The following is a 23,067-nucleotide window of genomic DNA, read 5'->3' as shown; positions in this document are numbered from 1 at the left end:
GTCGGTCTCCCGGAAGTTGTAAACATAGAGGAACAGATGGAAGATGAGGAAAGCCCCCAGCGCCAGGGTGCCGAACACACCCAGGCACACCGGGCGCAGGCGCTCGCCTTCCGGCGCGGCCAGCGCCGCCGCGCCCAGCAGCAGCCAGATCAGGGCAAGGGCCAGCGCGCCGCCCATCCGGCCGCTGGACGGGTTGCTCCAGTAGCGCACGCCGTCCCACGGCTCGCGGGTGGGGCCAAGCGTCACCAGCACCCGCCGCCCGGCCATGTCCTGCGGCGACAGGGCCCGCAGGGCATGCCAGAAAAGCTGTTCCACCGGCGCAAGGCGGCCCTGCCCCTCATCGCCGCAGGCGGCACGGCCGCAGTCCGGCAGGATCAGGCGCGCCACGCGCTCCCGCAGCAGGGCCACATTGGCCTGGGTGGCGGGATGCCGCCACATGCGCGGGTTCATGGCCGGGGCCAGCAGCAGCGGCCCGTCGAAGGCCAGCGCCTGCGCCGACAGCATGTCCGAGGCCGCCCCCCGCGCCAGACGGGACAGGGCGTCCGCGCTGGCGGGCGCCACCAGCATGGCCTGGGCGTGCTGGCCCGGCTCCAGATGGGCGAAGGGGTCCTCACCGGGAGCGAACATCTCGCCGTAGACCGGCATGGCCCCCAGCGCCTCGAAGAGCAGCGGCGTCACGAACCGCCGTGCGCCGGCGGTCAGGGTCACGGAAACATGGACATCCATCCGCCGCAGCGCCCGCAGCACGTCGGTCAGGCGATAGCAGGCCACCGAGCCGCAGATGCCCAGATGCAGACGCTTCCCGGCAAACTGGCGGCTCTGGCTGAACAGACAGTCCAGGCTCACAGCGCGCGCTCCTGCAGACCGCCGGAAGACGGCGCGCCCCAGCTCTCGGACGTGCCCACCGGCGGCGCATCCGCCGCGGGCGTCCCGAAGCCGCCTTCGCTGTCGCCGCTCTCGCCACCCGCGGAGCTCCCGCCGCCCGGCAGGCTGAGCATGCTGCCATCCGGCAGGCGATTGCCCGCGCAGATGGTCGCCACCGTCTGCACCGTCTGCGACTCCACGACGACGACGGCCATGCGCTCCCCGTTCTCATAAACAGAGATGCCCTTGCCCGCGCGGCTCTGCTGGAGACGCAGTTGCCAGCCCGCCGCCTGCAGGCTGTTGAACAGCCCCTGCGCCACGGTCGAGGACGTCACCTGCCCGAAGGCCACCTCCACGCCCTCGCCGCCATTGACGCGCGAATGGTCCGCGGAAAGGGACATGCCCGCCGGGAAGGGCACCCCCAGCAACTGGCTTTGCCGGGTATCCTCACCGGGACCGAAGGGATTGTCGATGCCCAGCGTGGCGCAGCCCCCGGTCAGGGCAAGCAGGGCGCAAAGGCTCAAGGTGACAAAAAGACGCGGCATGGCTATACTCCTGCGGATGGTGCTCGTTCCCTCCGGGGAACGGCTGAAAACGATAGCCTCTCCCGCCCCCGCTGACAAGAGCGCGGCGGCAGCGACGCCCGCCCGACATCCTCGGAGATCGCACATGCCCCAGCCAGTTTTTCCGCCCGTGACCGAAAAGGATTTCCAGCTCGGTTCCTACCGCTTCGACCTGCCGCCGGAACAGATCGCCCAGTTCCCGCCGGAAACGCGCGGCGCCTCGCGCCTGCTCGCCATGCCCCGCCGGGGAGAACTGACGCTTGAAGACCATGCGTTCACCGACTTGCCCGACCTGCTGCCCGAAGGCGCGCTGCTGGTGGCCAACAATTCCCGGGTGCTCCAGGCCCGCCTGCTGGGAACGCGCGGCACGGGCGGCAAGGTGGAGTTCCTCCTCCTGACGCCCCTGCCGCTGGTGAAGGAGAACGCCCATCGCCGCAAGGATGCCGAGAACGGCTGGAGCGCCGAAGTCAGCGGCCTCGTGCGCTGCGGCGGCAGCATCCGGGACGGGGAAAGCGTGAGCTTCGGCGCGGGCATCACGGTGACCGTGCTGGAATCCGGCCCCTTCGGACAGCGCCGGGTGCGGCTGGACTGGGAGGGCGACCTTGCGGCGGCCTTCGCGGCCACGGGGCACATCCCGCTCCCGCCCTACATCAAGCGCAGCGACGACAGGGAGGACCTGAGCCGCTACCAGACGGTCTATGCGCGGGAGGACAAGCTCGGCTCCGTGGCGGCCCCCACGGCAGGCCTGCATTTTACGGAAGACCTGCGGCAGCGCCTTGCCGCACGGGGTTTCGGCTGGGCCGAGGTGACCCTGTATGTGGGCTACGGAACCTTCAGCCCCATTCGCTGCGAGGATGTGCGCCATCATCGCATGCACCGGGAATACATCGAAGTGCCGGAAAGCACGGTGGAGGCCATCCGCGCGGCGCAGGCCGAAAAACGGCCCGTCATCGCCGTAGGGACGACAAGCGTGCGGGCGCTGGAAGGCGCGGTGGAGGTCTGCGGCGGGCTCCAGCCCTTTACCGGCTGGACGGACGTCTATCTGTATCCGGGCCGCCGCTTCCGGGTGGTGGACGGCATGGTGACCAATTTCCACCTGCCGGAATCCTCGCTGCTGCTGCTCGTCTCCGCCTTTGCCGGACGCGAGCGCATGCTGGCTGCCTATGCGGAAGCCGTCCGCAGGGGCTACCGCTTCTTTTCCTACGGGGACGCCATGTTCATCCGCCCCTGAGCCCCGCGTTCGCGGCGGACGGCATGCCCGGGGATGACGGGCCAGCGCAGCCGCTCGGCTAGAAATCCAGGGAGAAGCGCATGCCCATCCCCACGGCGGAATCCGGTTCACCGCTGCGGGCAAAATGGTTGGCCTTCTCCCTGTCCTTGACGGTGATCTCCGGCCCGACGGAAATACTGAGGTCGTCGCTGCGTACATCGCCGAAAGCCCGCAGCGTATGCCGCGAACTGCCGATGGAGAGCGTTTCGTCCGCCTTGCCGGGGGCGGTCGGCGTCTGCGGCCGCCAGACGGAGCCGTCCGTATCCAGGCTCACGCCCAGCCCGCCCCGACGGCGGCGCTCCTCATCCTTTTTCCGCCGCTCGTCCTCCCGCTTGAGGGAGGCCTCGATACTGGCGGTATTGCCAACGACCGGCGCGGCCTGCCTGCCTCCCGTGGCACGATGCCGCAGGGTCTCCCCCTCGACGCCCTTTTTCCAGAGGGCATCCTCACGGGCGGCGGACTGACCAAAGGCCCAGGCCTCGCCATGCAGGGGGGCCTTCTCCCTTGCCTTGCCCCGTTTCCGCGCATGCCGCGTCTGCGTCGTCTGCGCGGCATGCGCCTCGCCGGGCAGGAGGAGGGAGGCGATGTCCGCCTCTCTCCCGCGGTCGGGCGATCCCGCCGCCACAAGCAGCAGGCTCAGAGAAAAAAGGAAAAACCATACGCGCATCCCTCACGGTACACGCAAGCCCGCCTCCCTGTAAAGTGCGCCGCCCCGACGGGTCTGCCGGCCCTGCTCGAGCCGTTTTTTGCAAAAAATGGTCGCCCGACGCAAAAAAAAACGCTCCGCGAGGCTTGACAAGGGGACGGCTGGGGGCGTACCAAGATCGAAACGATGGAGTCTTTCATGTCCCGCATCACCCTTGCCACCGCTTCTTGCTACGCCGCCGCCGGCTTTTATGGCTGGTATTTTTTTGCGTACTTTACCGAAGCCTGTGGCCGGGATCGTTGCTGACATCCATCCGTCAACCGAACCATCAGGGCCGCAGGCAAACCGCCGGCGGCCCTTTTTTTATGCCGCCGCGGCCCGGAACCGCATCCGCAAAAGGAGAAGCACCATGTACCTTGGCAAGAAAGTCCGTCTGGAACGCATCATCAATCGCGACAATGGCCGCACCATCATCGTCCCCATGGATCACGGCGTCACCATCGGGGCCGTGGACGGCCTTGTGGACATGCGCGAAACCGTCAACGACATGGCCATCGGCGGCGCGGACGCCGTGCTCATGCACAAGGGCCTCGTGCGCTGCTCCCACCGCAGCGCGGGCAAGGACATCGGCCTCATCGTCCATCTTTCCGCCTCCACCGCCCTGTCGCCCAACGGCAACACCAAGACCCTCGTGGGCACGGTGGAAGAAGGCATCAAGCACGGCGCGGACTGCGTTTCCGTGCATGTGAACCTCGGCGACCCCAATGAACGCCTCATGCTGTCCGACCTCGGCAAGGTGGCCGAAGCCTGCGACAACTGGCACATGCCCTTGCTGGCCATGGTCTACGCCCGCGGCCCGCAGGTCCCCAACGGCTATGATCCCAAGGTGGTGGCCCACTGTGCGCGCGTGGGCGTGGAGCTGGGCGCGGACATCGTGAAGGTCCCCTACACCGGCGACATCGAGAGCTTTGCCGACGTGGTGGGCGCCTGCTGCGTGCCCGTGGTCATCGCCGGCGGCGAGCTCATGGACTCCACCCGCCAGCTGCTCCAGATGGTGCATGATTCGGTCAGGGCCGGCGGCGCGGGCGTGTCCATCGGACGCAACGTCTTCCAGCATCCCCGCCGCATCGAGCTCGTCCGCGCCATGCGCGCCATCGTGCATGACAATGCCGATGTGGAACACGCGCTGACCATCGTGGGAGAATAGCATGGCCAGGGTGTACTTTCGCTGTGATCCCTTCGACAAAGGCGCGGTGACGCTGGCGCTGGAGTCGGGGGTGGACGGGGTCATCGTGCCCCGCGACCAGGTGGAGGCCGTGGCGGGCCTGTCCCGCTGCCCGGTATGGGCGGCGGAGGAAACGCCCGCCGTGGCTCTGACGGTCAAGGCCGACGAAGAGGCCGTGCTCGAGCGTCTGCGCGCCGGGGAACGGGTGACGCTGGCCCGCGGCTGGGAGGTGATCCCCGTGGAAAATCTGCTGGCCCAGAGCGACAACGTGCTGGCCGAGGCGGGCAGCCTGGAGGAAGCCCGTCTGGCGGCGGGCATCCTCGAACGCGGCGTGGAAGGCATCGTCGTCCTGCCGGAAGCCGTGAGCGATCTCAAGGCCATCATCGCGCAATGCAAGCTCTCGCAGGGACGCGAAGACCTGCAGGAGGCCGTCATCACCCGGGTGGAGCCCGTGGGTCTGGGGCATCGCGTCTGCGCGGACACCCTCTCCCTGCTCAAGCGCGGCCAGGGCATGCTGGTGGGCAATTCCAGCGCCTTCACCTTCCTTGTGCATGCGGAAACGGAGCATAACGAGTATGTGGCGGCGCGGCCCTTCCGGGTCAATGCCGGGGCGGTGCACGCCTATGCCCGCCTGCCCCATGACAAGACCTGCTACCTCGGCGAGCTGGCCGCCGGACAGGAAGTGCTCATCGTCGGCGCGGACGGCCAGACCACCGTGGCCACGCTGGGCCGGGTCAAGATCGAAGTGCGGCCCATGCTGCTCATCGAGGCCGAAGTGCGCGGCCCGCAGGGCACGCAGCGCGGCGCGGTCTTTCTGCAGAACGCCGAGACCATCCGCCTCACGGCCCCGGACGGCACGCCGCTCAGCGTGGTGACGCTCCGGCCGGGGGATACCGTCCTCTGCCGCACCGACGAGGCCGGACGCCATTTCGGCATGCGGATCAAGGAAGAAATCAGGGAGGTCTAGCATGTCCGATTCCTCTGCATCGTCCGCCGGGCCCTCCGCCCGGCGGCTGGCCGAGATCCGTGCCCGCATCGAGGAGGTGGACAGCCGTCTGCTGCCCCTGCTCAACGAACGGGCGGCGCTCAGTCTCGAAGTGGGACGACTCAAGGCGGACGATCCCGGCATCATCTTCAAGCCCCTGCGCGAACGCGAGGTGCTGGACAATCTGGCCCGCCAGAACACGGGCCCGTTGCCGGACGAGCACCTGCGCGCCATCTGGAGCGAAATCCTCTCCTCCTCCCGCGCGCTGCAACGCCCGCAGCATGTGGCCTACCTCGGCCCGGAAGGTACCTTCTCCTACTTCGCGGGCGTGGAATATCTGGGGCATTCGGCCATCTTCCACCCCTGCAACGATCTGGCGCAGGTCTTTGAAGAGGTGGCCGGGGGCCAGTGCGAACTGGGCGTCGTGCCGCTGGAGAATTCCCTCCAGGGCACGGTGGGCGTGAGTTTCGACCTCTTCCTGAACCATGACGTGCATATCCAGGCCGAACTCTTCTCGCGCATCTCCCATTGCCTGCTGAGCAACGCCACCTCGCTGGCCGAAGTGCAGACCGTCTACTCTCACCCGCAGCCGCTGGCCCAGTGCGGCGGCTGGCTGCGGGCGCACCTGCCCAATGCCGCCCTCGTGCCCGTGGAATCCACGGCGGCGGCGGCCCGGAGGGCACAGGGCGAGGCCGGCGCGGCGGCCATCGGCAACGGCCGGCTGGCCGACCTGGCGGGGCTCTCCGTCCTGGCCCGCCGCATCGAGGATCAGGCCGGCAACTGGACGCGCTTCGTCATCATCGGGCCGCAGCCCGCGCGCGGACAGCTCGGCGGGGCCATGCGCACCCCGGTACCGGGCTATACCGGCGCGGACAAGACCTCCCTGCTCTTCACCCTGCCGGACAAGTCCGGCGCGCTCTCCACGGTGCTGGACCTGCTGGCCCGGCATCAGATCAACATGCGCAAGCTGGAATCCCGGCCCCTGCGCGGCCAGTGCTGGAAGTACGTCTTCTTCGCGGATGTGGAAAGCGATCTGGAAGCGCCGCAATACGCGGAACTGCTCCAGCAGCTGAACGAAGTCTGCACGAGCTTCCGTATCCTTGGCTGCTATCCCACCGGCCCCCAGCTCGATCGCCCGGAAAACAACAAGGATGACGACCATGCGTAACGTCACGGCTCCGGCCTCCAAGTCCCTTTCTCACCGCTACTGCATCGCGGCGGCCCTGGCCTGCGGCGAATCCACGCTGGAGCATGTGCTGGAGAGCCGCGACCTCCAGCAGACACGCGCCATCCTTATGAGCGCGGGCGCACGCTTCGAGGTGGCGGGCAGCAGCGGCCATGCCGCGGCGCAATGGCTGGTCACGGGCATGCGGCGGCCCCAGGGCGGCGACAACGCCGCCCACGCCCTGTCCTGCGATGTGCACGAATCGGGCACCACCTGCCGCCTGCTCACCGCGGTGCTTGCCGCGGGGCAGGGCTGGTTCCGCATCCACGGGGCCGAACGCATGCACGAACGGCCCATCGGCGAGCTCACCGAGGCCCTCTCCCGGCTGGGCGCGGACATCCGTCACGAGGGACGGCCGGACTGTCCGCCCCTGCTGCTGCACGCCGCCGGCCTGCATCCCGACCGGATCCAGGGCAACATCACCCTGGGCATGGGCGCCTCCAGCCAGTACTTTTCCGGCCTGCTGCTGGCGGCGCCGCTCTGCCCCTCGCCGCTGACCATCACGCTGGGCGGGAAAAAGGCGGTCTCCTGGCCCTATGTGGGCCTGACGCTGCAATGTCTGGAAGATTTCGGCATCAGCTTCACGGTGGAGACGCGCCCCTCCCCCGACGCGGACTGGCAGCCGTCGGCCGGCGCGGCCTGGCGGAAACTGCGCCAGGCCACCCCCGGCTGTCTGCGCATCACGGTACGGCCCGGCGCATACCGGCCCGGCCATCATGTCATCGAGGGCGACTGGTCGGGCGCATCCTATCTGCTGGCCGCCGGGGCGGTGGGACGGCATCCCGTCCGCGTGGAAGGCCTGCGCCCGGACTCCCTGCAGGGCGACCGCGCCATACTGGACATATTGCAGCGCATGGGCGCCCGCGTGAGCGTGGATGAGACGGGCGTGACGGTCTCCCCTTCCGCCCTGCACGGCGTCCAGCTGGATATGGGCGACTGCCCCGACCTCGTGCCCACGGTGGCCGTGCTGGCCGGCTTCGCGCAGGGCTCGACACGCATCGGCAACGTGGCCCATCTGCGCCTCAAGGAATCCGACCGCCTGCGCGCCCCGGCCGAGGAACTGCGCAAGACCGGCGTCATGGTGGACGAGCTCTCCGACGGCCTGCTCATCCACGGGCTTGCCGGACGCAGTTTCGGGCTCAAGGCCCCGGTGCTGCCGGACGAGGTGGCCCTCTGCACCCACAACGATCACCGCATGGCCATGTCGCTTGCCCTGCTTTCGCTGGGGGACGCCACCATCGACATGCGTGAGCGGCTGGACAATCCCACCGTGGTGGACAAGTCCTTCCCCGATTTCTGGCAATGCTGGGAGCAGATCCGATGACGGGCAAGGTCGTTCTGGTAGGCAGCCGGGGCCGTATGGGCGGCATGCTGCTGGGGCGCGCCCGGGCGGCCGGACTGGACGTGGCCCCGCTGGACATCAGCGACGAGCGGCCCGCCGCGGAGGCCTTCGGCGTGGCGGTCTCCGGCGGGGGGGCGGCGCTCTTTGCCCCCGAGGCCGTGGCCGCCGCCTGCCGGGGGGCCGCGCTGGTGTTGCTCTGCGTGCCGGCCGCGGCCCTCAAGGAAACGGCGGCGCTGCTCAGCCCCCACTTGCCGCCCTCGGCCGTGCTGTCGGACATCGTCAGCGTCAAGGAGCAGCCCATGCGGCAGATGTGCGACGTCTGGCCCCATGCCGTGGTGGGCACGCATCCGCTCTTCGGCCCCCGGCCCGCCGAGGGAGACGAGCTGCCCGTGGCCGTCACCCCGGCCGCCGATACGCCGGATGACGCCGTCCATGTCGTGGAGGACTTCTTCGCCGCGCTGGGCTGCCGCTGCTTCCGCACCACGGCGCAGGCGCACGACCGGGCCATGGCTCGCGTGCAGAACATGAACTTCATCACCACGCTCGCCTACTTCGCCCTCCTGGCCGGCGACGAAGAGCTGCTGCCCTACATCACGCCGTCCTTCCGGCGGCGGCAGGCGGCGGCCCGCAAGATGCTCACCGAGGACGGGGCCATGTTCTGCGCCCTCTTCGAGGCCAATCCCCACAGCCACGAGGCCGTCCGCCAGTACCGGCAGATGCTCAACGTGGCCGCGGGAGGCGACATCGACCTGCTCTGCCGCCGGGCCCGCTGGTGGTGGCGCGAGGAGGAAGGAACGGCGGACGGCGCGGAATGCGCGCAACAAGGCTGACCCGCTTACCTGACGAAAAAGTTTCCCTTCTCCATAGAGAGCCGGTTAACGATTTCGCGATGTGGAGCCTGCCGACACGAGAGCGGATTCGCATTGAAATTGTGTCCAATTTCAATGCTGACGCTGCCCTCACGCTACGGAAAAAGCGTGGTTTTTCCGTGTGTTCGGTTGCGGGTAGTCGCTCTCGCGACTACCAGAGCAATCCACATTTTCAATGTGGAATTACTCCATTCGCCGCTTCTTTGAGCGTTTTATCTTTGAAAAAGGGAAGACGCGAGACGGCGGCACAGCGCCGCCCGGCCCAGGGTGAGTGAAAAGAGCGCGCTTTTTCCGCAAGCGGCAGGCCGTATGGTTTGCAACGCTTCGCGTTTCAAACTGAAAATGCTCCAATGTTCACGGCAGCCCCGGCGAACCCGCTGGGCTGCCGCCGGGCCCGCTGGTGGTGGCGCGAGGAGGAAGGGACGGCGGACGGCGAGGATGCGCGCGGCAAGGCCGAGCCGTCCGCCTGCCGAAAACGTTCCTCCTTCTCCATGAGCGCCGGTCTACGCCATTCGCTGCCTGTTCTGGGGGAGGGGGGATCCCCTCGCGTCGCTGTCGATGTCCGCGGCTTCCCGCAGTCGCAACGGGCCTTTCGGTCGCCGCCGGGGCGGGAGGGGCTTGGGGGGAGGAAACCCCGCTCCCGCGCCGGCGGAGGGGGTCCCTTCCCCCAAAACAGGCAGCGAATGGCGTCCACAGGCCCTGGCCGGAACGGCGGCGACAGAGCAGCCCATGTGAAAGCGAAACAAACAGTCCGCGGCGGTCGCGGGACGGCCACTTCAGCTTCCGGCTCCGACATTGATACGATCATCAGTGTACGAGACCCGCTCTCCTCGGAAGCGTTCAATATAATCAAGCAGGAAAGCCCGATCTTCACGGCGGGAATGTTCCTTGTTGCGCTGCATCTCCCGTTCAGCGGCCGAAATGAATTCCCGCAATTCCGCTTTTATGATCATCGATGACGTTCCGGCGGCGAACAGCACGGGAACTTCCTGGTCACCGCGCAGCAATTGCGCCTTTTTCAGATTTTTCGCGCACTCGGCGGCAAGCGCGGCCGTGCAGTTCGGCAGGATGATAAGGAACTCGTCCCCACCCATCCTGATGGAGAATTTGGGCATCTGGATGACCTTGTCAACAAGCTCGGCCGCTGTGAGGATCATCCTGTCACCCTGCGCATGGCCGAGGGTGTCGTTGACCATTTTCAGGCCGCAGATATCAATGTACAAAAAGCTTATGGGGAACACGTTGCTCTGCAGGATTTCGAGCCACTCCTTTTTGAAAAAATCCCTGTTGTACATGCGCGTCATCGGATCAAACTTGGCATCCCGCAGAGAGGTCTCATACTTTTGCCGGATTATCTCCACGCTCTGGTTCGTTCCGCGAAGGGCGAGGGCGTGCCCGAGGTAGTTGCGCTGCGTGACGAAGCCCGATCCGATGGTCCAGACATAATGCCCATTCTTGTGCCTGAGCCTGATCGAACATTCAAAGCTGTCGCCGAATTCGGGATGAATGGCCAGCTCTCGCTGAAAATCCACAGCATCAAGGTCGTCGGGATGGACGATGGTCGCCCATTCCTCGAAAGTCGCGGGAAAATGCTCCCTCGCATCGTAACCCAGCATAGCGCGGTAGCTTTCGCAAAACCGGCACTCTCCGGTTATGCCGTTCCACTCCCATATGCCCATCTCATTGGCCTGGAAAAGCCGCGGGAAAGAAAATTTCGTTCGCAGCTCAACGCAATAGCCGGAGCAGCATGCCACCCTTCCCGAGGAATCCCTGTTCAGAACGCCTCCCTGGATGAGTATCCACTTTTCGGGGGAATGCTTCATGGTGAACTTGAGCACCAGGGTGTCTGCATGCAAGGAAGAAGAAAACTTCCGCAAAAAATCAGCCGAGCGCTCGTCAATGATTTTCAGGAAATCTTCCAGCGCCACTTCAGGGGAGTCAAGTTGAAGAAGCGTTCGCGCCTGCTCGTCCATCTTAACCGAATGGCCGTCAAAGAACCAGAACCCTGGCGAAAAGGGGGTCAATTGCTGCTTGATGCTTTCGACTATCTGCACAGACATTACGACCTCTGAATTACTCCGCGCACGCGGGAATCCATCGCAATTCGCCTGATGCGGCAAGTCCGCGACCTAATTCGCGTATGCGTGACGCACGCGCGCGAGTTAGAGAGAGAGAGAGAGAGAGAGAGAGAGAGAGAGAGAGTTGCGCGAAATCATGGGAATTCCCTTGCGCTGGAATTTCACTCCATTTGCGAAGCCACACATGCACATGGACATTTTCACGCCTCTCCAACACAACAGACATACGGCCCCGTGCCGGCATGCCGCGATCCGCCATCGCATGATGGCGACAGCGACACTCTACATGCGCGGCGGGGAAAAGACAAGAGACCATACTCCGCCGGCCGCCCGCGGGTAGAGCCCCCATCCCCAAACGGCCCCGGCCGGGGATGCGTGAGGCGGCTTGAGATTGCCGCGGAACAGGCGTAGCATAGCGCACTTCCCGGTTGCAGGAGGCTCGCATGACCTACGCTTTTCCGCTCATCGCGCTTGCCGGAACGGCAGGCGGCCTGTTGTTCCACTGGCTGCATGTGCCGGGCGGGCCCATGTTCGGGGCCGTGCTGGCCGTGCTGGCCGTCAAGCTGCTCGGGCAGGTTATGACCACGACACCGCAGTTCTTCCAGCTGGCGGCCCAGATCGCCATCGGCATCTTTGTGGGCAACATGCTGACCCGGGACGGCCTGCTGGAGATCCGCAAGATGGCGGGCCTCATGGTCGGCTCCACCCTGCTGCTCGTGCTGGCCGGCTGCCTGGGGGCCTGGTTCGTCTCCCGTCAGGCGGGCATGGATGCGGCAAGCTCCGTGCTGGCCACCAGCCCCGGCGGACTCCAGGCCGTGGTGGGCATGGCCGTGGACATGGGCGACAACGCCCCGGCGGTCATGGCCTTCCATATCGTACGGCTGTACACGGTCATCATCCTTGCGCCGCTGCTCAGCTGGCTGCTGCATCATTTTCTCTCGCGCTGAGGACGGGCGGAGGGCGGCCATACGGCCATCCCCTCCCCCGGCCCCGGCGTTCTAGCTCTCTACCGCAGGAACGTCCCGCATGTTCGGCAAGCAGTCCGACCCCAGCAGAACGGAAGAAGCCACCCCCAAGCGCAAGCGCAAGCAGCGCCAGGAAGGCAATGTGCCCAAGTCCCAGGAGCTCGGCAAGGTCGTGAGCATCGTGGGGGGGCTCATCATCCTCAACATCTGGCTGGGGCCCATGGCGGACAAGATCACGCTCATCTTCCGGCAGTTCCTCCAGCATTCCACCACGTTCGACGTGACCGAGGAAAGCGTCTACGCCCTGTTCTTCTCGCTCAGCATCGACATCGCCTATCTGCTCATGCCCGTTCTGCTCTTTCTGGCCGGCCTGAGCTTCCTGGCCCAGCGGCTTCAGGTGGGCAAGCTCTGGACCTTCAAGGTCTTCAAATTCAGGCTGGAACGGTTCAACATCCTGCGGGGGATCAAGCAGTGCTTCTTTTCGCCACAGACGGTGCTGCGGGCCCTGAAAAGCCTGGTCTTCTCCCTTATCCTGGGCTGCATCCCCGGCTATATCCTCTGGACGGAATACCTCAACTTCCTGCCCATGTACTACGCCACCCCGGAAGGCGTGGCCGCCTACATGCTGGAAACGGCCCTCAAGGTCGTCAAGTATTCTCTGATACCGCTCATCGCCATCGCCATCTTCGACGTCTGGCAGTCCCGCTACGCCTACAACGAAAGCCTCAAGATGACCAAGGACGAAGTCAAGGACGAACGCAAGCAGGCTGAAGGCGACCCCGTCATCAAGAACAAGCAGAGACAGAAGATGATGGAGGTCATGGCCCGGCGCATGCTGGCCGACGTGCCCAAGGCCGACGTGGTGGTGACCAACCCGACCCATATCGCCGTGGCCCTGAGCTACAATCCTTCCGAGGCCCCCGCGCCGGTGGTGCTGGCCAAGGGGGTGAACCGCCTGGCCGAAAAGATCAAGGAAGTGGCCCGGGAAAATCGCGTGCCCATCCGGGAGAACGTACCTTTGGCACGGGCTTTGTATAAGTCTGTCGAGGTGGGGGAGATGATCCCCGAGGACTTGTACAAGGCGGTGGCCGCGGTGCTGGCGAGCATCTGGCGGCTGAAGCCCAGAAACCGCTGACGGCGGGCGTTTGCGCCCCGTCGTCCCCCGTGCGGGAGCCGGGGCGGACGGGCGGAATTGAGGTGTCAGAAATATGGCGTCAGTCAGCCTTCCCAAACTGGATTACGGTCGCTTCGCCAGGCAGGGCGACGTCATGCTCGGCGTGGGCGTGGTGGTCATCCTCTTTGTCATGCTGGTTCCGCTGCCGACCTTCTTTCTGGACATCATGCTCTGCGTGAGCATCTCCGCCTCCCTGCTCATCCTTATGACCACCATGTTCATGACCTCCCCGCTGGAGTTCACCATCTTCCCGTCGCTGCTGCTGGTGACCACCCTGCTGCGGCTGGCGCTCAACGTGGCCTCCACCCGTCTCATCCTGCTCAACGGGGACATGGGCGTGGAAGCCGCCGGGGAAGTGATCCGCTCCTTCGGCGAGTTCGTGGTCGGCGGCAGCTATGTGGTCGGCGGTGTCATCTTTATGATCCTGTTCATCCTGAACAAGGTCGTCATCACCTCCGGTACGACCCGTATCGCCGAAGTGGCGGCCCGCTTCACCCTTGACGCCATGCCCGGCAAACAGATGGCCATCGAAGCCGACCTCAACGCCGGCCTCATCGGCGAAGAGGAGGCCACGGAACGCCGTAATGCCCTGCGCAAGGAAGCCGACTTCTACGGCGCCATGGACGGCGCGTGCAAATTCGTGTCCGGGGACGTGAACGCGGGCATGCTCATCACCATGGTCAACCTCATCGGCGGCATCATCATCGGCGTCGTGCAGAAGGACATGGACTGGAACACGGCCCTCACCACCTATTCCCTGCTGACCATCGGTGACGGTCTGGTCTCCACCATCCCGTCCATCGTCGTCTCCACCGGCACGGGCCTGCTCGTCTCCCGCGCGGCCTCCGAAGCCAAGATGGGCGAAGAATTCCTTGCCCAGCTCACCTTCAACACCCGCGCCCTCAAGCTCGTCTCCTGCGTGCTGGTGGTCTTCGCGCTGGTGCCGGGCCTGCCCACCCTGCCCTTCCTCGTCCTTGCCGGTCTCGTGTACATCGCCGCCCGCGTCACGTCCCACAACGAGGAAGACGCCAGGGAAGCCGAAGGCGGCGCCAAGGGCAAGAGCAAGGGCAAGAGCCCCACGGCGGACACGCCGGAAGAAGTACAGGCCCTGCTGCCGCTGGACACCCTGGAACTGGAAGTGGGCTACGGCCTCATCCCGCTGGTGGACGAGGAACAGAGCGGCAACCTGCTCTCCCGCATCCGCTCCATCCGCCGTCAGTTCGCGCTGGACATGGGGGTGGTCATCCCCTCCCTGCACCTGCGTGACAATCTCCAGCTCAAGCCCGGTCAGTATGCCCTGCTCATCAAGGGCAATCAGGTCGCCACGGCGGAGATACTGGTGGATCACTTCCTGGCCATGGACCCGGGCAACGTCAATACCCAGATCCGCGGCATCGAAACGCGCGAGCCGGCCTTCAACCTGCCGGCCCTCTGGATACCCGACAGCCAGCGCGAAGAAGCCATGATGGCCGGCTATACGGTGGTGGACCCGGCCACGGTCATCGCCACCCATCTTACGGAGGTCTTCAAGCGCCATCTGGCCGAATTCCTGGATCGGCAGGCCGTACAGGGCCTGCTGGATACCGTGGGCAAGACGGCGCCCAAGGCCGTGGAGGATCTCGTGCCGGGGACCCTGCCGCTGGGCACGGTTCAGAAGGTGCTGCAAACGCTGGTGCGCGAAAACGTCAGCATCCGCGACATGCTCACCATCGTGGAGACCCTGGGCGACTACGGCGGCGGCGTGAAGAATCCCGACGTGCTGGCCGAATACGTCCGCGAGCGTCTTTCCCGCTCCATCGTCCGGCCCTATCTGGACAGCCAGGGGACCCTGCCCGTGCTGACCCTCACCGGCCAGACGGAACGCATGCTCCAGGAGGCCATCCGGCAGGCGGACAACGGCGCGACCTTCCTGTCGCTCAATCCGGCAACGGCACAGCGGCTCATCCAGCATATCAATACGGCGGTGGAGAATGCCGTCAATACCGACGGCCAGCCCGTCGTGCTGACCAGCCCCCCCGTGCGGCCGCATCTCGCCCAGCTGGTCACGCGCTTCCTGCCGGCCGTGCCGGTCATCTCCCAGGCGGAGATCCCCCCGGACATCCGCCTGCAGAGCGTGGGGACCGTGGGCGCGGAATGACCGTCCGCGGCACGGCCCGTCGCCGGGGCCGCCAGCCCTCTGGACGGGCCGCGGCCACAAGGGGGAACCTGTCCCGCGTCAGGAGTCTGACAGGGCGGGACGGAGTACAAGGGTCTAGACATTTCAGGCACAAGACTCTATGTCTTTCTGGTTGTGCCTCCGGCCACGCCCGGGATTGCCGGCCGCTCCGCCGCCTGATGCGCGGACTGCCGACAACCCCGACCGTCTCCCGTCGTCCCGCGCATCCGCCCGGCCGGCGGCACGCCGGTCAGCCTTGCGTGGCGCACGGTTCCGCCGCCGGGGGGAGAAGGCGGACGCCGTGCCCGACGCCGGCCGGCACACACAATGGAGGCGTTCGGGGAAGGGGTTTTACGCATAGCCCGTTGCGGGCAAGAGGCTTCTAAGGAATGCGTGCATGCAAGTAAGAACATTCACGGGTGCCAGCTCACAGGAAATTCTGGCCCGCATCAAAGCGGAAATGGGGCCTGAAGCTGTCATCATCGGCAATCGCACCTTCAAGAAAAACGGGGAGATTTGCCACGAGATCACGGCGGGGATCGACCGTAATCCGGTGAGCGCGCAGCAGCCCGTGGGCACGATGCCGGGGGGCGGCATGCCCAGCGGCTGGAGCGACTGGCACAAGGACTGGCTGCAGATCAAGGAGCAGATCTTCGCCCTGATGAAGCCCGCCATCCAGATGGACCGCCTGACGCCGCGCCAGCGCGTGGCGCTGGAATACCTCCAGCGGGAGGGCATCTCCGATTCGGTGGCGGTGGATCTGTACAAGCATCTGCTCGCCCAGCCCGGCAGCTCGGTGCTCGAATGTCTGTGCGGCATGGTCCCCGTTCAGGGCTGGGGAGCCGGAAGCTGGCCGCAGCGCTGGCACATCATGGCCGGCCCCTTCGGCAACGGCAAGACCACCACGGCCCTGCGCTACGCCCTGCAATGGCGTCAGCGGGAGCCGGAAGCCCGCATCGCCTTCATCAATGCCGACTGCCTGCGCGGCAACGGCCGGCTCGTGCTCCGGCACTGGGCTGAACTCTCGGATTTCCTCTACCTGGAAGCCTCGGACCCCGTCAGCATGGAAAAGGCCCTGCGCGCCAGCCGCGAAGCCGCCCTCGTCTTCATCGACGCGCCGGGACTGGGGCGCAACATGACCCTGGCCGAATGGCGGGAAAGCATGGGCCTTGCCAGGCTGCAATGCGCCACGCATCTCGTGCTGACGCCCCTGCTTTCCGGCGTGCAGATGGATCATTTTCTGGAGCGCTACCGCCCCGAAGGGTCGGCCAGCCTCGTCTGGACGCATCTTGACGAAGCCGCCAGCTACGGCAGCCTCGTCAACGTGGCCTGCGCCACGGGCCTGCCCGTTTCCGGGCTTTCCTACGGCTCCGAACTCAAGGAGAGCCTTGCGTCCGCCACGGAACCGCTGATCTGGCGCCTGATCTTCAAACGGCAACTTCCCGGCGAGCCGGCCGGAAGCACAACCTCTACCCCCCAGTCTGGAGCATAAGCATGAGCGGCGATTTTCCTCTCGTATTTTCCGTAACGTCCGGCAAGGGCGGAGTGGGCAAAACCAACCTCTCCGTCAATCTGGCCCTGTGTCTTGCGCGGAAGAACAAAAAGGTCGTCCTCATCGATGCGGACCTCGGGCTGGCCAATGTGGACGTCCTGCTGGGCCTCACGCCGGCCAAGAACCTTTTCCACCTCTTCCACGACGGCGCGAGCCTCGGGGAGATCCTCTTCCCCACCCCCTACGGCTTCTCCATCCTGCCGGCCTCCTCGGGCGTGAGCGACATGCTCACCCTTTCCAGCGGGCAGAAGCTCGAACTGCTCGAAGCCGTGGACGAGCTCGAAGACCATGTGGACTATCTCATCGTCGACACCGGCGCGGGTATCAACGACAACGTGCTCTATTTCAACCTCGCCGTGCAGGAGCGGCTTGTGGTGCTGACGCCCGAGCCGACCTCCCTGACCGACGCCTACGCCCTCATCAAGGTGCTCAAGCTCACGCACGGGGTGGAACACTTCAAGGTATGCGTCAACATGGTGCCGGACGTGAAGATGGCCAAGGAGATCTTCGCCCGGCTGCACCAGGCCTGCGACACCTTCCTGAGCGGCGTCTCGCTGGACTTCGCCGGCTTCGTGCCGCGGGACCCGGCCATGCGCAAGTCGGTACTGGCCCAGAAGCCCCTGTGCGAGACCCAGCCGGACAGCCCGGCGGCCCGGGCCATCGACCAGCTGGCCACGACCATCAGCCAGTGGGAAGTGGCCCGGCAGCTTGACGGCAACATCAAGTTCTTCTGGAAAAAGCTGCTGTTTTGCTGAACGGAGGCTCACGGACCAGGCCACCCATGACCTGACGCGTCGGACGCAAAGGAAAGGCATGCATACCGGGACAGCACGAACAGACGAGTCCGCCCCCTGGGAGGCTCTTGAGACCGGCGCCACTGCCTGGGAGGATTTCTCCCCGGCGGAGCAGGAAGCCGTCGTGCGGCATTATGCCCCCAAGATCCGCTTCCTTGCGTTGCGCCTCAAGGTCAAGCTGCCGCGGAGCGTGGAACTGAACGAGATGATCAGCTCCGGCACGCTGGGACTCATGGAAGCCCTGGGCAAGTTCCGCCCCCAGCTCGGCATCCGGTTCGAGACCTATGCCGAGACCCGCATCCGGGGAGCCATGCTGGACGAACTGCGCCGGCTCGACTGGTTCCCCCGCTCGCTCAGGCAGCGCATCCGCGTACTGGATGAGGCCATGCGAAAGGTGGAGTTCGAGGAGGGGCGGCAGGCGACGGAAGAAGAACTGCACGAGATGACGGGCCTCGAGTTGCGCGACGTGCGCCAGGGGCTCGAGGCCCTGCAAAATCAGCTCTGGCTCTCCCTGGACGCCATCCAGGATACGGTCTCCGGCGAGGGAGGAGAAAACGGCGGCCAGCCCTTTTCCTCCACGGCGCATCAGGAAATGATCGAGCGCATAGCCCCCCTCATTGACCGTTTGACACCTAGGGAAAAGCTGGTATTGTCACTCTATTACACGGATGAACTCAATATGCGGGAAACGGCTGAAGTCATGGGCATAACCGAAGGCCGCGTCTCGCAGTTGCATTCCCAGGCCCTGAACCGCTTGCGGAAGGAATTCCTCAACCAGTACGGGGACACCCCGCTCTCCTAGGAGAGCGCCGGGGCCTGCTGGCGTGCCATCAGCGCTCATTTGCCGCCACCGGCGGAATCAAGGGAGGAGATACTCATGTCGTACGATACCAATATGCGCGTCCTCATCGTGGACGACTTTTCCACCATGCGCCGCATCGTCCGCAATATCTTGCGCCAGATCGGTTTCAACAACGTCGTGGAAGCCGACGACGGCACCACCGCGTGGGATGTGCTCAACCGGGAAAAGATCGACTTCATCGTTTCCGACTGGAACATGCCCCAGATGACCGGCATCGACCTGCTGCGCAAAGTGCGCGCCAGCGAACAGTTCGCCAACATTCCTTTTCTGATGGTGACGGCCGAAGCCCAGCAGGAAAACATCATCGAAGCGGTGCAGGCCAAGGTGTCCAACTACATCGTCAAGCCCTTCACCGCCGATACCATGAAACAGAAGATCGACAAGATCTTTCAGTAGGCGCTCGTTCTGGCCTGCATGGAATGGAGGCAGCGGCGGGCCTTGCCCTGTCGTTGCCCTTTTTTTGCCGCACGGCGTCCTCTCGCCCATGAGTGGACGCAAGACGCAGCCCGCACGGATGCCCGGAGGAAGTCGTGGCCGACGAGAAGGTAAAGGAAAAGGACGACGTCCAGGTCGAGGTCGCGCCGTCAGCGTCGCCGTCCACCGGCGGCGGCAAGGTCGAACTGGACCTCGACGACGCGCCTTTCTTGCGTGAACCGGAAGAAAAGCCGCTGCCTCCCGTGGAGCGGCGCTCTACCGCCCCCGCGCCGGTGGTGCAGGAGGCTCCCAGGAGCAAGAAAAAGCTCATCATCGGCGGCGTCGGCCTGCTCGTCGTGCTGGCGGCGGTCGCTGTCTGGTGGTTCTTCTTCCGGGTGCCGCCGGTGGTGGTGGAGCCGCCCAAGCCCGAAGTCATCGTGGTCAAGCCGCCGGAGGCCGCCCCCATGGAGCGGGACTACGTCTACGAGCTGGAACCCTTCTGGGTCCCCGTGAAGGATGAAAAGGGCAACACGAACTTCCTTGTGTGCCGGTTCTCCACCATCGCCAAGTCGGAGATGGTGAGCAAGGAAGTCGAAAAGCAGCTTATGACCGTGCGCGACGCCATGTATTACTACCTGCGCAACAAATCGCTGGAGTTCCTGCTGGCCGCCGCCAACAGGGAAACCATCAAGAAGGACCTCACGTCCGTGGTGAACAGCTATCTGACCCTCGGACAGATCGAGGACGTTCTGGTGGAAAGCTATCTGGGCCATTGATGCCGGAACGGTTCCGGCAGCCCCGCGTATGACAACCTTGACACGAGGGATGAATGGAGAGAGCGCCTGACGGCCGCACACCCGTCACCTGCGGCTTTTGAGGGGAACGAAAGCTGCATCCCGAGTCGCCCGTACGGCAGGAGCCCGCCCGCAGCGGGCACAGCCAATACCTGCCCTTTCAGGGGGCGCGCCGGGGGAGTCGGGCCGCTGGAAGCGCCAGGACGCATCATTGTTTATTCCGATAAAGGGACGGAAGCCTGTCCGGGAGGGGAACCGGTGAGCATCCAATCCACCATGGCCGTGCTGTATGCCCAGACCGGGCTTGCCGCGCCGCTGGTATCGGCAACGACCAACGCGCCGCAAGCCGCGCTGGCCATGTCACAGGCGCTTGCCACGGAAATGGCCAAGCAGCAGATGCAGCACGTCGAAAAGAGTGAACCCAAGACCGAGGGCAGCGCCATCAATACAGACGCCCACGATCAGGGACAGGCAGGCGCACAGTTCGGCAGTCGGAGACGGCGCAGGCCGCCACTTGTGCCGCAAGAGGAAGAAGAACCCCGGCCCTCCGGCTCGCCGCTGGTGGGAAACCTTCTGAACGTACGCGTATGAACGATTATATCCAACTTGGCCTGATCATTCTTTTTTCCATCATGGAACTGCTCATCCTGAGCGGCGTGCTCTTTTTTTATCTGCGGCTCCGCAATTCGGAACGCCTGCTGAACACGTTGCAGGGCAATCAGGAGGCCCTCCTGGCCCGCATCGAGATGAACGCCCGGCTGGAAAAGGAGATCGTGGCGACGTTCGCCCAGCGTCAGGCCGAATTGCGGAGTCTTGACGAGAAACTCGAACAGCGGGCGCAGACGCTGCGCCGGCTGCTCGACCAGGCCGAGGGCATCACGCGCTCGCCGCAATTCCTGCGCGAGCTGATCCTCAACGGCCAGCGCAAAGGGCTTTCCGCCAAGCAGATCGCCCGCAACGCCGGCCTCAGCGTGGACGAGGTCGAGCTGATTATGAGCCAGAATTCCTGACCCTTTTCCCCCAGAGGCATTATGGAACCGTTTGAAGCTGCGGGCTGGCTGTCGCTGCTGCCCCCCCTCATCGCCATCACCCTTGCCCTGCTGACCAAGGAAGTGATCTCCTCGCTGTTCCTCGGCATCCTCAGCGGCACGCTCATCCACACCATCGGCACGGGCTCCGGCCCGCTGCTGGTCAAACCCGTGGAAACGGCCTTTGCCGTCATGGTCAGCAAGCTGGACTTCAACATCGTCCTTTTCTGCACCCTGCTCGGCGCGCTGGTCTACGTCATCGCCATGGCCGGGGGCACACGCGCCTACGGCAAATGGGCCACACGCCACATCAAGAGCCGCCGCTCGGCCATGCTCTCCACCACCGGTCTGGGGGTCTTCATCTTCATCGACGACTACTTCAACTGCCTCACCGTGGGGACGGTCATGCGGCCCGTCACGGACAGTTTCCGCATCTCCCGCGCCAAGCTCGCCTACATCATCGACGCCACCGCCGCCCCCATCTGCATCATCGCCCCCATTTCCAGCTGGGCGGCGGCCGTGGGCAGCAGCCTCAAGGCGACAGGCGCCTTTGAAAGCGACTTCGCCGCCTTCGTGGCCACCATCCCTTACAACTTCTATGCCCTGCTCTCGCTGGTCATGGTCGTCATGGTCTGCATGGGCCGCTTCGACTTCGGCCCCATGCGCGGGGCGGAAGAACGGGCCCGGGCCGGCGACATCGGCGAGGATGGCGATGCCGTCGAAGAGGCCCGGCGGCAGCCCGAAGTGACGGGCAAGGGCCATCTGGCCGATATGCTCGTGCCCATCGGCAGCCTCATCGTGCTCGCGGTGCTGGCCCTGCTCTATAACGGCGGCTACTGGGGCGACGATCCGCAGTATCACAGCATGGGCGCGGCCTTCGGCAACTGCACGGCGGCCAAGGCGCTGGTGCTGGCCTCCTTCGGCGCGCTGGTGGTGGCCTTCATCCAGTTCGTGGCCCTCGGCCGCATGTCGCTCAAGACCTTCATGGACGGCGCCACCCAGGGCATGAAGGCCATGATGCCCGCCAACATCATCCTTGTGCTGGCCTGGACCATCTCCGGTGTCTGTCAGAACCTTTTGCAGACTCCCGCCTATGTGCGCACCCTCGTGGAAGCCGACGGCGGCATGACCGGCGGCCTGCTGCCGGCCATCATCTTCGCGCTGGCGGGCTTCCTCAGCTTCTCCACGGGTACGGCCTGGGGCACGTTCGGCATCCTCATCCCCATCGTCGTGCCGGTGGCCCAGCAGGTGGATCCGGGGCTCGTGCTGGTCTGCCTGTCGGCCACGCTCGCCGGCAGCGTGTTCGGCGATCACTGCTCTCCCATTTCCGACACCACCATCCTGTCCAGCGCCGGCGCCGCCTGCACCCACATCGAGCATGTGTCCACCCAGATGCCCTATGCCTGCATCGTGGCGGGCAGCAGTCTGGTGGGCTATGTGGTGGCGGGCTTCACCGACGGCTCCCTGCCCGCCAGCCTCGGCGCGGGGCTGCTCGTCATGGTCGCCACCATGTTCATCTTGCGGGCCCGGGCCGAAAGACGTCCGGCGGCCTGATTCCCGTTCCGCGCTCTCTGCCGCATCCCGTCCGCACCGCGCGGGCGGGATGCTTCGTTTTTTTGCCGTTTGCCCGCCCTGCCGCTGCCGCCACGGAAAAATCTTTCCGCCGGAGCCGCCGGCGGCAGCTTGCCAAGCGGGATTGATGCGGATAAAAAGAAGTTTTCCGGCTTCACGCATGGTTGTCGAACCTTCACCCGCCCCACTGGCCCGGCAGGCCGCCGGCAACCGCATCTCCGCAAGGTAGGTACAGGTCATGGCCCACAAGGGACCGCATATCTCCATATCGCCCGATTACGTCGTCAACCGCATTTTGCGCATCAATATCAGCGACTTTGAGGAATGGCCGGAATCTGTGCGCCACCTGGCCATCGCCATTGCCGAAGAACTCTTCCTGGTGGCCTACAATCCCTTTATCGACGCTGAGACGGTACGCGCCAGCGTGCGAGAACGCTTCGAGCGCGAAGCGCTGGCGCTGGCGCACTATTACGCCACGGCCATCAGCGAAGGCATCACCATGTTCTGGTCCGCCTACGAGGCGGAGGCGGACTTCCGGCAGCGGCTGGCCGAGACCCTGCGCGGCATGCTGCCCGCCGAATGCGTGCTGACCCATCCGGCCGCCCTTGTGGAAACGGCCACCGACGCCACCGACCTGCGCATGGAACTCCCCCTGCTGGTGGTGGAGCCGGACACCACCGAGCAGGTGGC

At 65.3% G+C, this 23,067-nt stretch carries 21 protein-coding genes and 1 pseudogene; 18 read left to right on the top strand and 4 right to left on the bottom strand.

The window, feature by feature from the left end:
* On the bottom strand, positions 1 to 840 hold an 840-nt coding region (locus Q0J54_RS09750; protein WP_296305282.1), incomplete at its 3' end, for a flavoprotein.
* A 2-nt stretch (positions 841 to 842) separates the two neighbouring features.
* Complete coding sequence (locus Q0J54_RS09745) at positions 843 to 1,409, bottom strand: hypothetical protein (protein WP_296305281.1); 567 nt, start codon at positions 1,407 to 1,409, stop codon at positions 843 to 845.
* Positions 1,410 to 1,533: 124 nt separating this feature from the next.
* Here Q0J54_RS09745 and queA point away from each other — a divergent pair, with 124 nt between their 5' ends.
* Entirely contained in the window at positions 1,534 to 2,658 is a 1,125-nt protein-coding gene (gene queA / locus Q0J54_RS09740) for a tRNA preQ1(34) S-adenosylmethionine ribosyltransferase-isomerase QueA (protein WP_296305280.1), read from the top strand.
* Positions 2,659 to 2,716: 58 nt separating this feature from the next.
* On the opposite strand, the gene Q0J54_RS09735 is transcribed toward queA, so the two are convergent.
* Positions 2,717 to 3,364, bottom strand: coding sequence for a hypothetical protein (locus tag Q0J54_RS09735; RefSeq protein ID WP_296305279.1), 648 nt, complete (start codon positions 3,362 to 3,364; stop codon positions 2,717 to 2,719).
* A gap of 388 nt (positions 3,365 to 3,752) precedes the next feature.
* Here Q0J54_RS09735 and Q0J54_RS09730 point away from each other — a divergent pair, with 388 nt between their 5' ends.
* From Q0J54_RS09730 to Q0J54_RS09710, 5 genes are read left to right on the top strand one after another with little or no spacing between them, the layout of a single operon-like run.
* Complete coding sequence (locus tag Q0J54_RS09730; RefSeq protein ID WP_296305278.1) at positions 3,753 to 4,550, top strand: 2-amino-3,7-dideoxy-D-threo-hept-6-ulosonate synthase; 798 nt, start codon at positions 3,753 to 3,755, stop codon at positions 4,548 to 4,550.
* Position 4,551: 1 nt separating this feature from the next.
* Complete coding sequence (locus Q0J54_RS09725; RefSeq protein WP_296305277.1) at positions 4,552 to 5,535, top strand: 3-dehydroquinate synthase II family protein; 984 nt, start codon at positions 4,552 to 4,554, stop codon at positions 5,533 to 5,535.
* A 1-nt stretch (position 5,536) separates the two neighbouring features.
* The gene (pheA, locus tag Q0J54_RS09720) at positions 5,537 to 6,721 is read left to right on the top strand and encodes a prephenate dehydratase (protein WP_296305276.1); all 1,185 of its coding nucleotides are present in this window, start codon (positions 5,537 to 5,539) and stop codon (positions 6,719 to 6,721) included.
* A complete protein-coding gene (locus tag Q0J54_RS09715) occupies positions 6,714 to 8,102 on the top strand; it encodes a 3-phosphoshikimate 1-carboxyvinyltransferase (protein WP_296305275.1) in 1,389 nt (462 codons plus the stop codon). The genes pheA and Q0J54_RS09715 overlap by 8 nt, the downstream gene beginning before the upstream one ends.
* Positions 8,099 to 8,950, top strand: coding sequence for a prephenate dehydrogenase (locus Q0J54_RS09710; RefSeq protein WP_296305274.1), 852 nt, complete (start codon positions 8,099 to 8,101; stop codon positions 8,948 to 8,950). The genes Q0J54_RS09715 and Q0J54_RS09710 overlap by 4 nt, the downstream gene beginning before the upstream one ends.
* 815 nt (positions 8,951 to 9,765) lie before the next feature.
* Here Q0J54_RS09710 and Q0J54_RS09705 read toward each other — a convergent pair.
* Positions 9,766 to 11,049, bottom strand: coding sequence for a sensor domain-containing diguanylate cyclase (locus Q0J54_RS09705; RefSeq protein WP_296305273.1), 1,284 nt, complete (start codon positions 11,047 to 11,049; stop codon positions 9,766 to 9,768).
* A 461-nt stretch (positions 11,050 to 11,510) separates the two neighbouring features.
* Here Q0J54_RS09705 and Q0J54_RS09700 point away from each other — a divergent pair, with 461 nt between their 5' ends.
* The 12 genes and pseudogenes from Q0J54_RS09700 to Q0J54_RS09645 all read left to right on the top strand — a co-directional run.
* Positions 11,511 to 12,014, top strand: coding sequence for an AbrB family transcriptional regulator (locus Q0J54_RS09700; protein WP_296305272.1), 504 nt, complete (start codon positions 11,511 to 11,513; stop codon positions 12,012 to 12,014).
* A 79-nt stretch (positions 12,015 to 12,093) separates the two neighbouring features.
* Positions 12,094 to 13,167 carry a flagellar biosynthesis protein FlhB gene (flhB, locus tag Q0J54_RS09695; RefSeq protein ID WP_296305271.1) on the top strand — a complete coding sequence of 358 codons (1,074 nt, stop codon included), beginning with the start codon at positions 12,094 to 12,096 and terminating at the stop codon, positions 13,165 to 13,167.
* 73 nt (positions 13,168 to 13,240) lie between these two features.
* Complete coding sequence (gene flhA, locus Q0J54_RS09690; RefSeq protein ID WP_296305270.1) at positions 13,241 to 15,343, top strand: flagellar biosynthesis protein FlhA; 2,103 nt, start codon at positions 13,241 to 13,243, stop codon at positions 15,341 to 15,343.
* 478 nt (positions 15,344 to 15,821) lie between these two features.
* On the top strand, positions 15,822 to 16,853 hold the full coding sequence (locus tag Q0J54_RS09685) for a flagellar biosynthesis protein FlhF (RefSeq protein ID WP_296305269.1): 1,032 nt from the start codon (positions 15,822 to 15,824) through the stop codon (positions 16,851 to 16,853).
* A 2-nt stretch (positions 16,854 to 16,855) separates the two neighbouring features.
* Positions 16,856 to 17,668, top strand: coding sequence for a MinD/ParA family protein (locus Q0J54_RS09680; protein WP_296305268.1), 813 nt, complete (start codon positions 16,856 to 16,858; stop codon positions 17,666 to 17,668).
* A gap of 58 nt (positions 17,669 to 17,726) precedes the next feature.
* Positions 17,727 to 18,509 (top strand): FliA/WhiG family RNA polymerase sigma factor, encoded by a 783-nt coding sequence (locus Q0J54_RS09675; RefSeq protein ID WP_296305267.1) that lies wholly within the window; start codon positions 17,727 to 17,729, stop codon positions 18,507 to 18,509.
* A 75-nt stretch (positions 18,510 to 18,584) separates the two neighbouring features.
* Entirely contained in the window at positions 18,585 to 18,965 is a 381-nt protein-coding gene (locus Q0J54_RS09670) for a chemotaxis response regulator CheY (protein ID WP_296305266.1), read from the top strand.
* Positions 18,966 to 19,099: 134 nt separating this feature from the next.
* A complete protein-coding gene (fliL, locus tag Q0J54_RS09665; RefSeq protein ID WP_296305265.1) occupies positions 19,100 to 19,759 on the top strand; it encodes a flagellar basal body-associated protein FliL in 660 nt (219 codons plus the stop codon).
* Positions 19,760 to 20,035: 276 nt separating this feature from the next.
* A complete protein-coding gene (locus tag Q0J54_RS09660) occupies positions 20,036 to 20,368 on the top strand; it encodes a hypothetical protein (RefSeq protein WP_296305264.1) in 333 nt (110 codons plus the stop codon).
* Positions 20,365 to 20,787 carry a hypothetical protein gene (locus tag Q0J54_RS09655; RefSeq protein ID WP_296305263.1) on the top strand — a complete coding sequence of 141 codons (423 nt, stop codon included), beginning with the start codon at positions 20,365 to 20,367 and terminating at the stop codon, positions 20,785 to 20,787. Before Q0J54_RS09660 ends, Q0J54_RS09655 begins: the two co-directional genes overlap by 4 nt.
* Positions 20,788 to 20,808: 21 nt before the next feature.
* Positions 20,809 to 22,359 (top strand): Na+/H+ antiporter NhaC family protein, encoded by a 1,551-nt coding sequence (locus tag Q0J54_RS09650; protein ID WP_296305262.1) that lies wholly within the window; start codon positions 20,809 to 20,811, stop codon positions 22,357 to 22,359.
* Positions 22,360 to 22,615: 256 nt separating this feature from the next.
* Positions 22,616 to 23,067 (top strand): annotated as a pseudogene (locus Q0J54_RS09645) (FAD-binding oxidoreductase); the annotation flags it as partial.

It is taken from the genome of uncultured Desulfovibrio sp. (assembly GCF_944324935.1).
Taxonomy (GTDB): Bacteria; Desulfobacterota; Desulfovibrionia; order Desulfovibrionales; family Desulfovibrionaceae; genus Desulfovibrio.
This window is presented reverse-complemented; position numbering and strand designations above follow the sequence as displayed.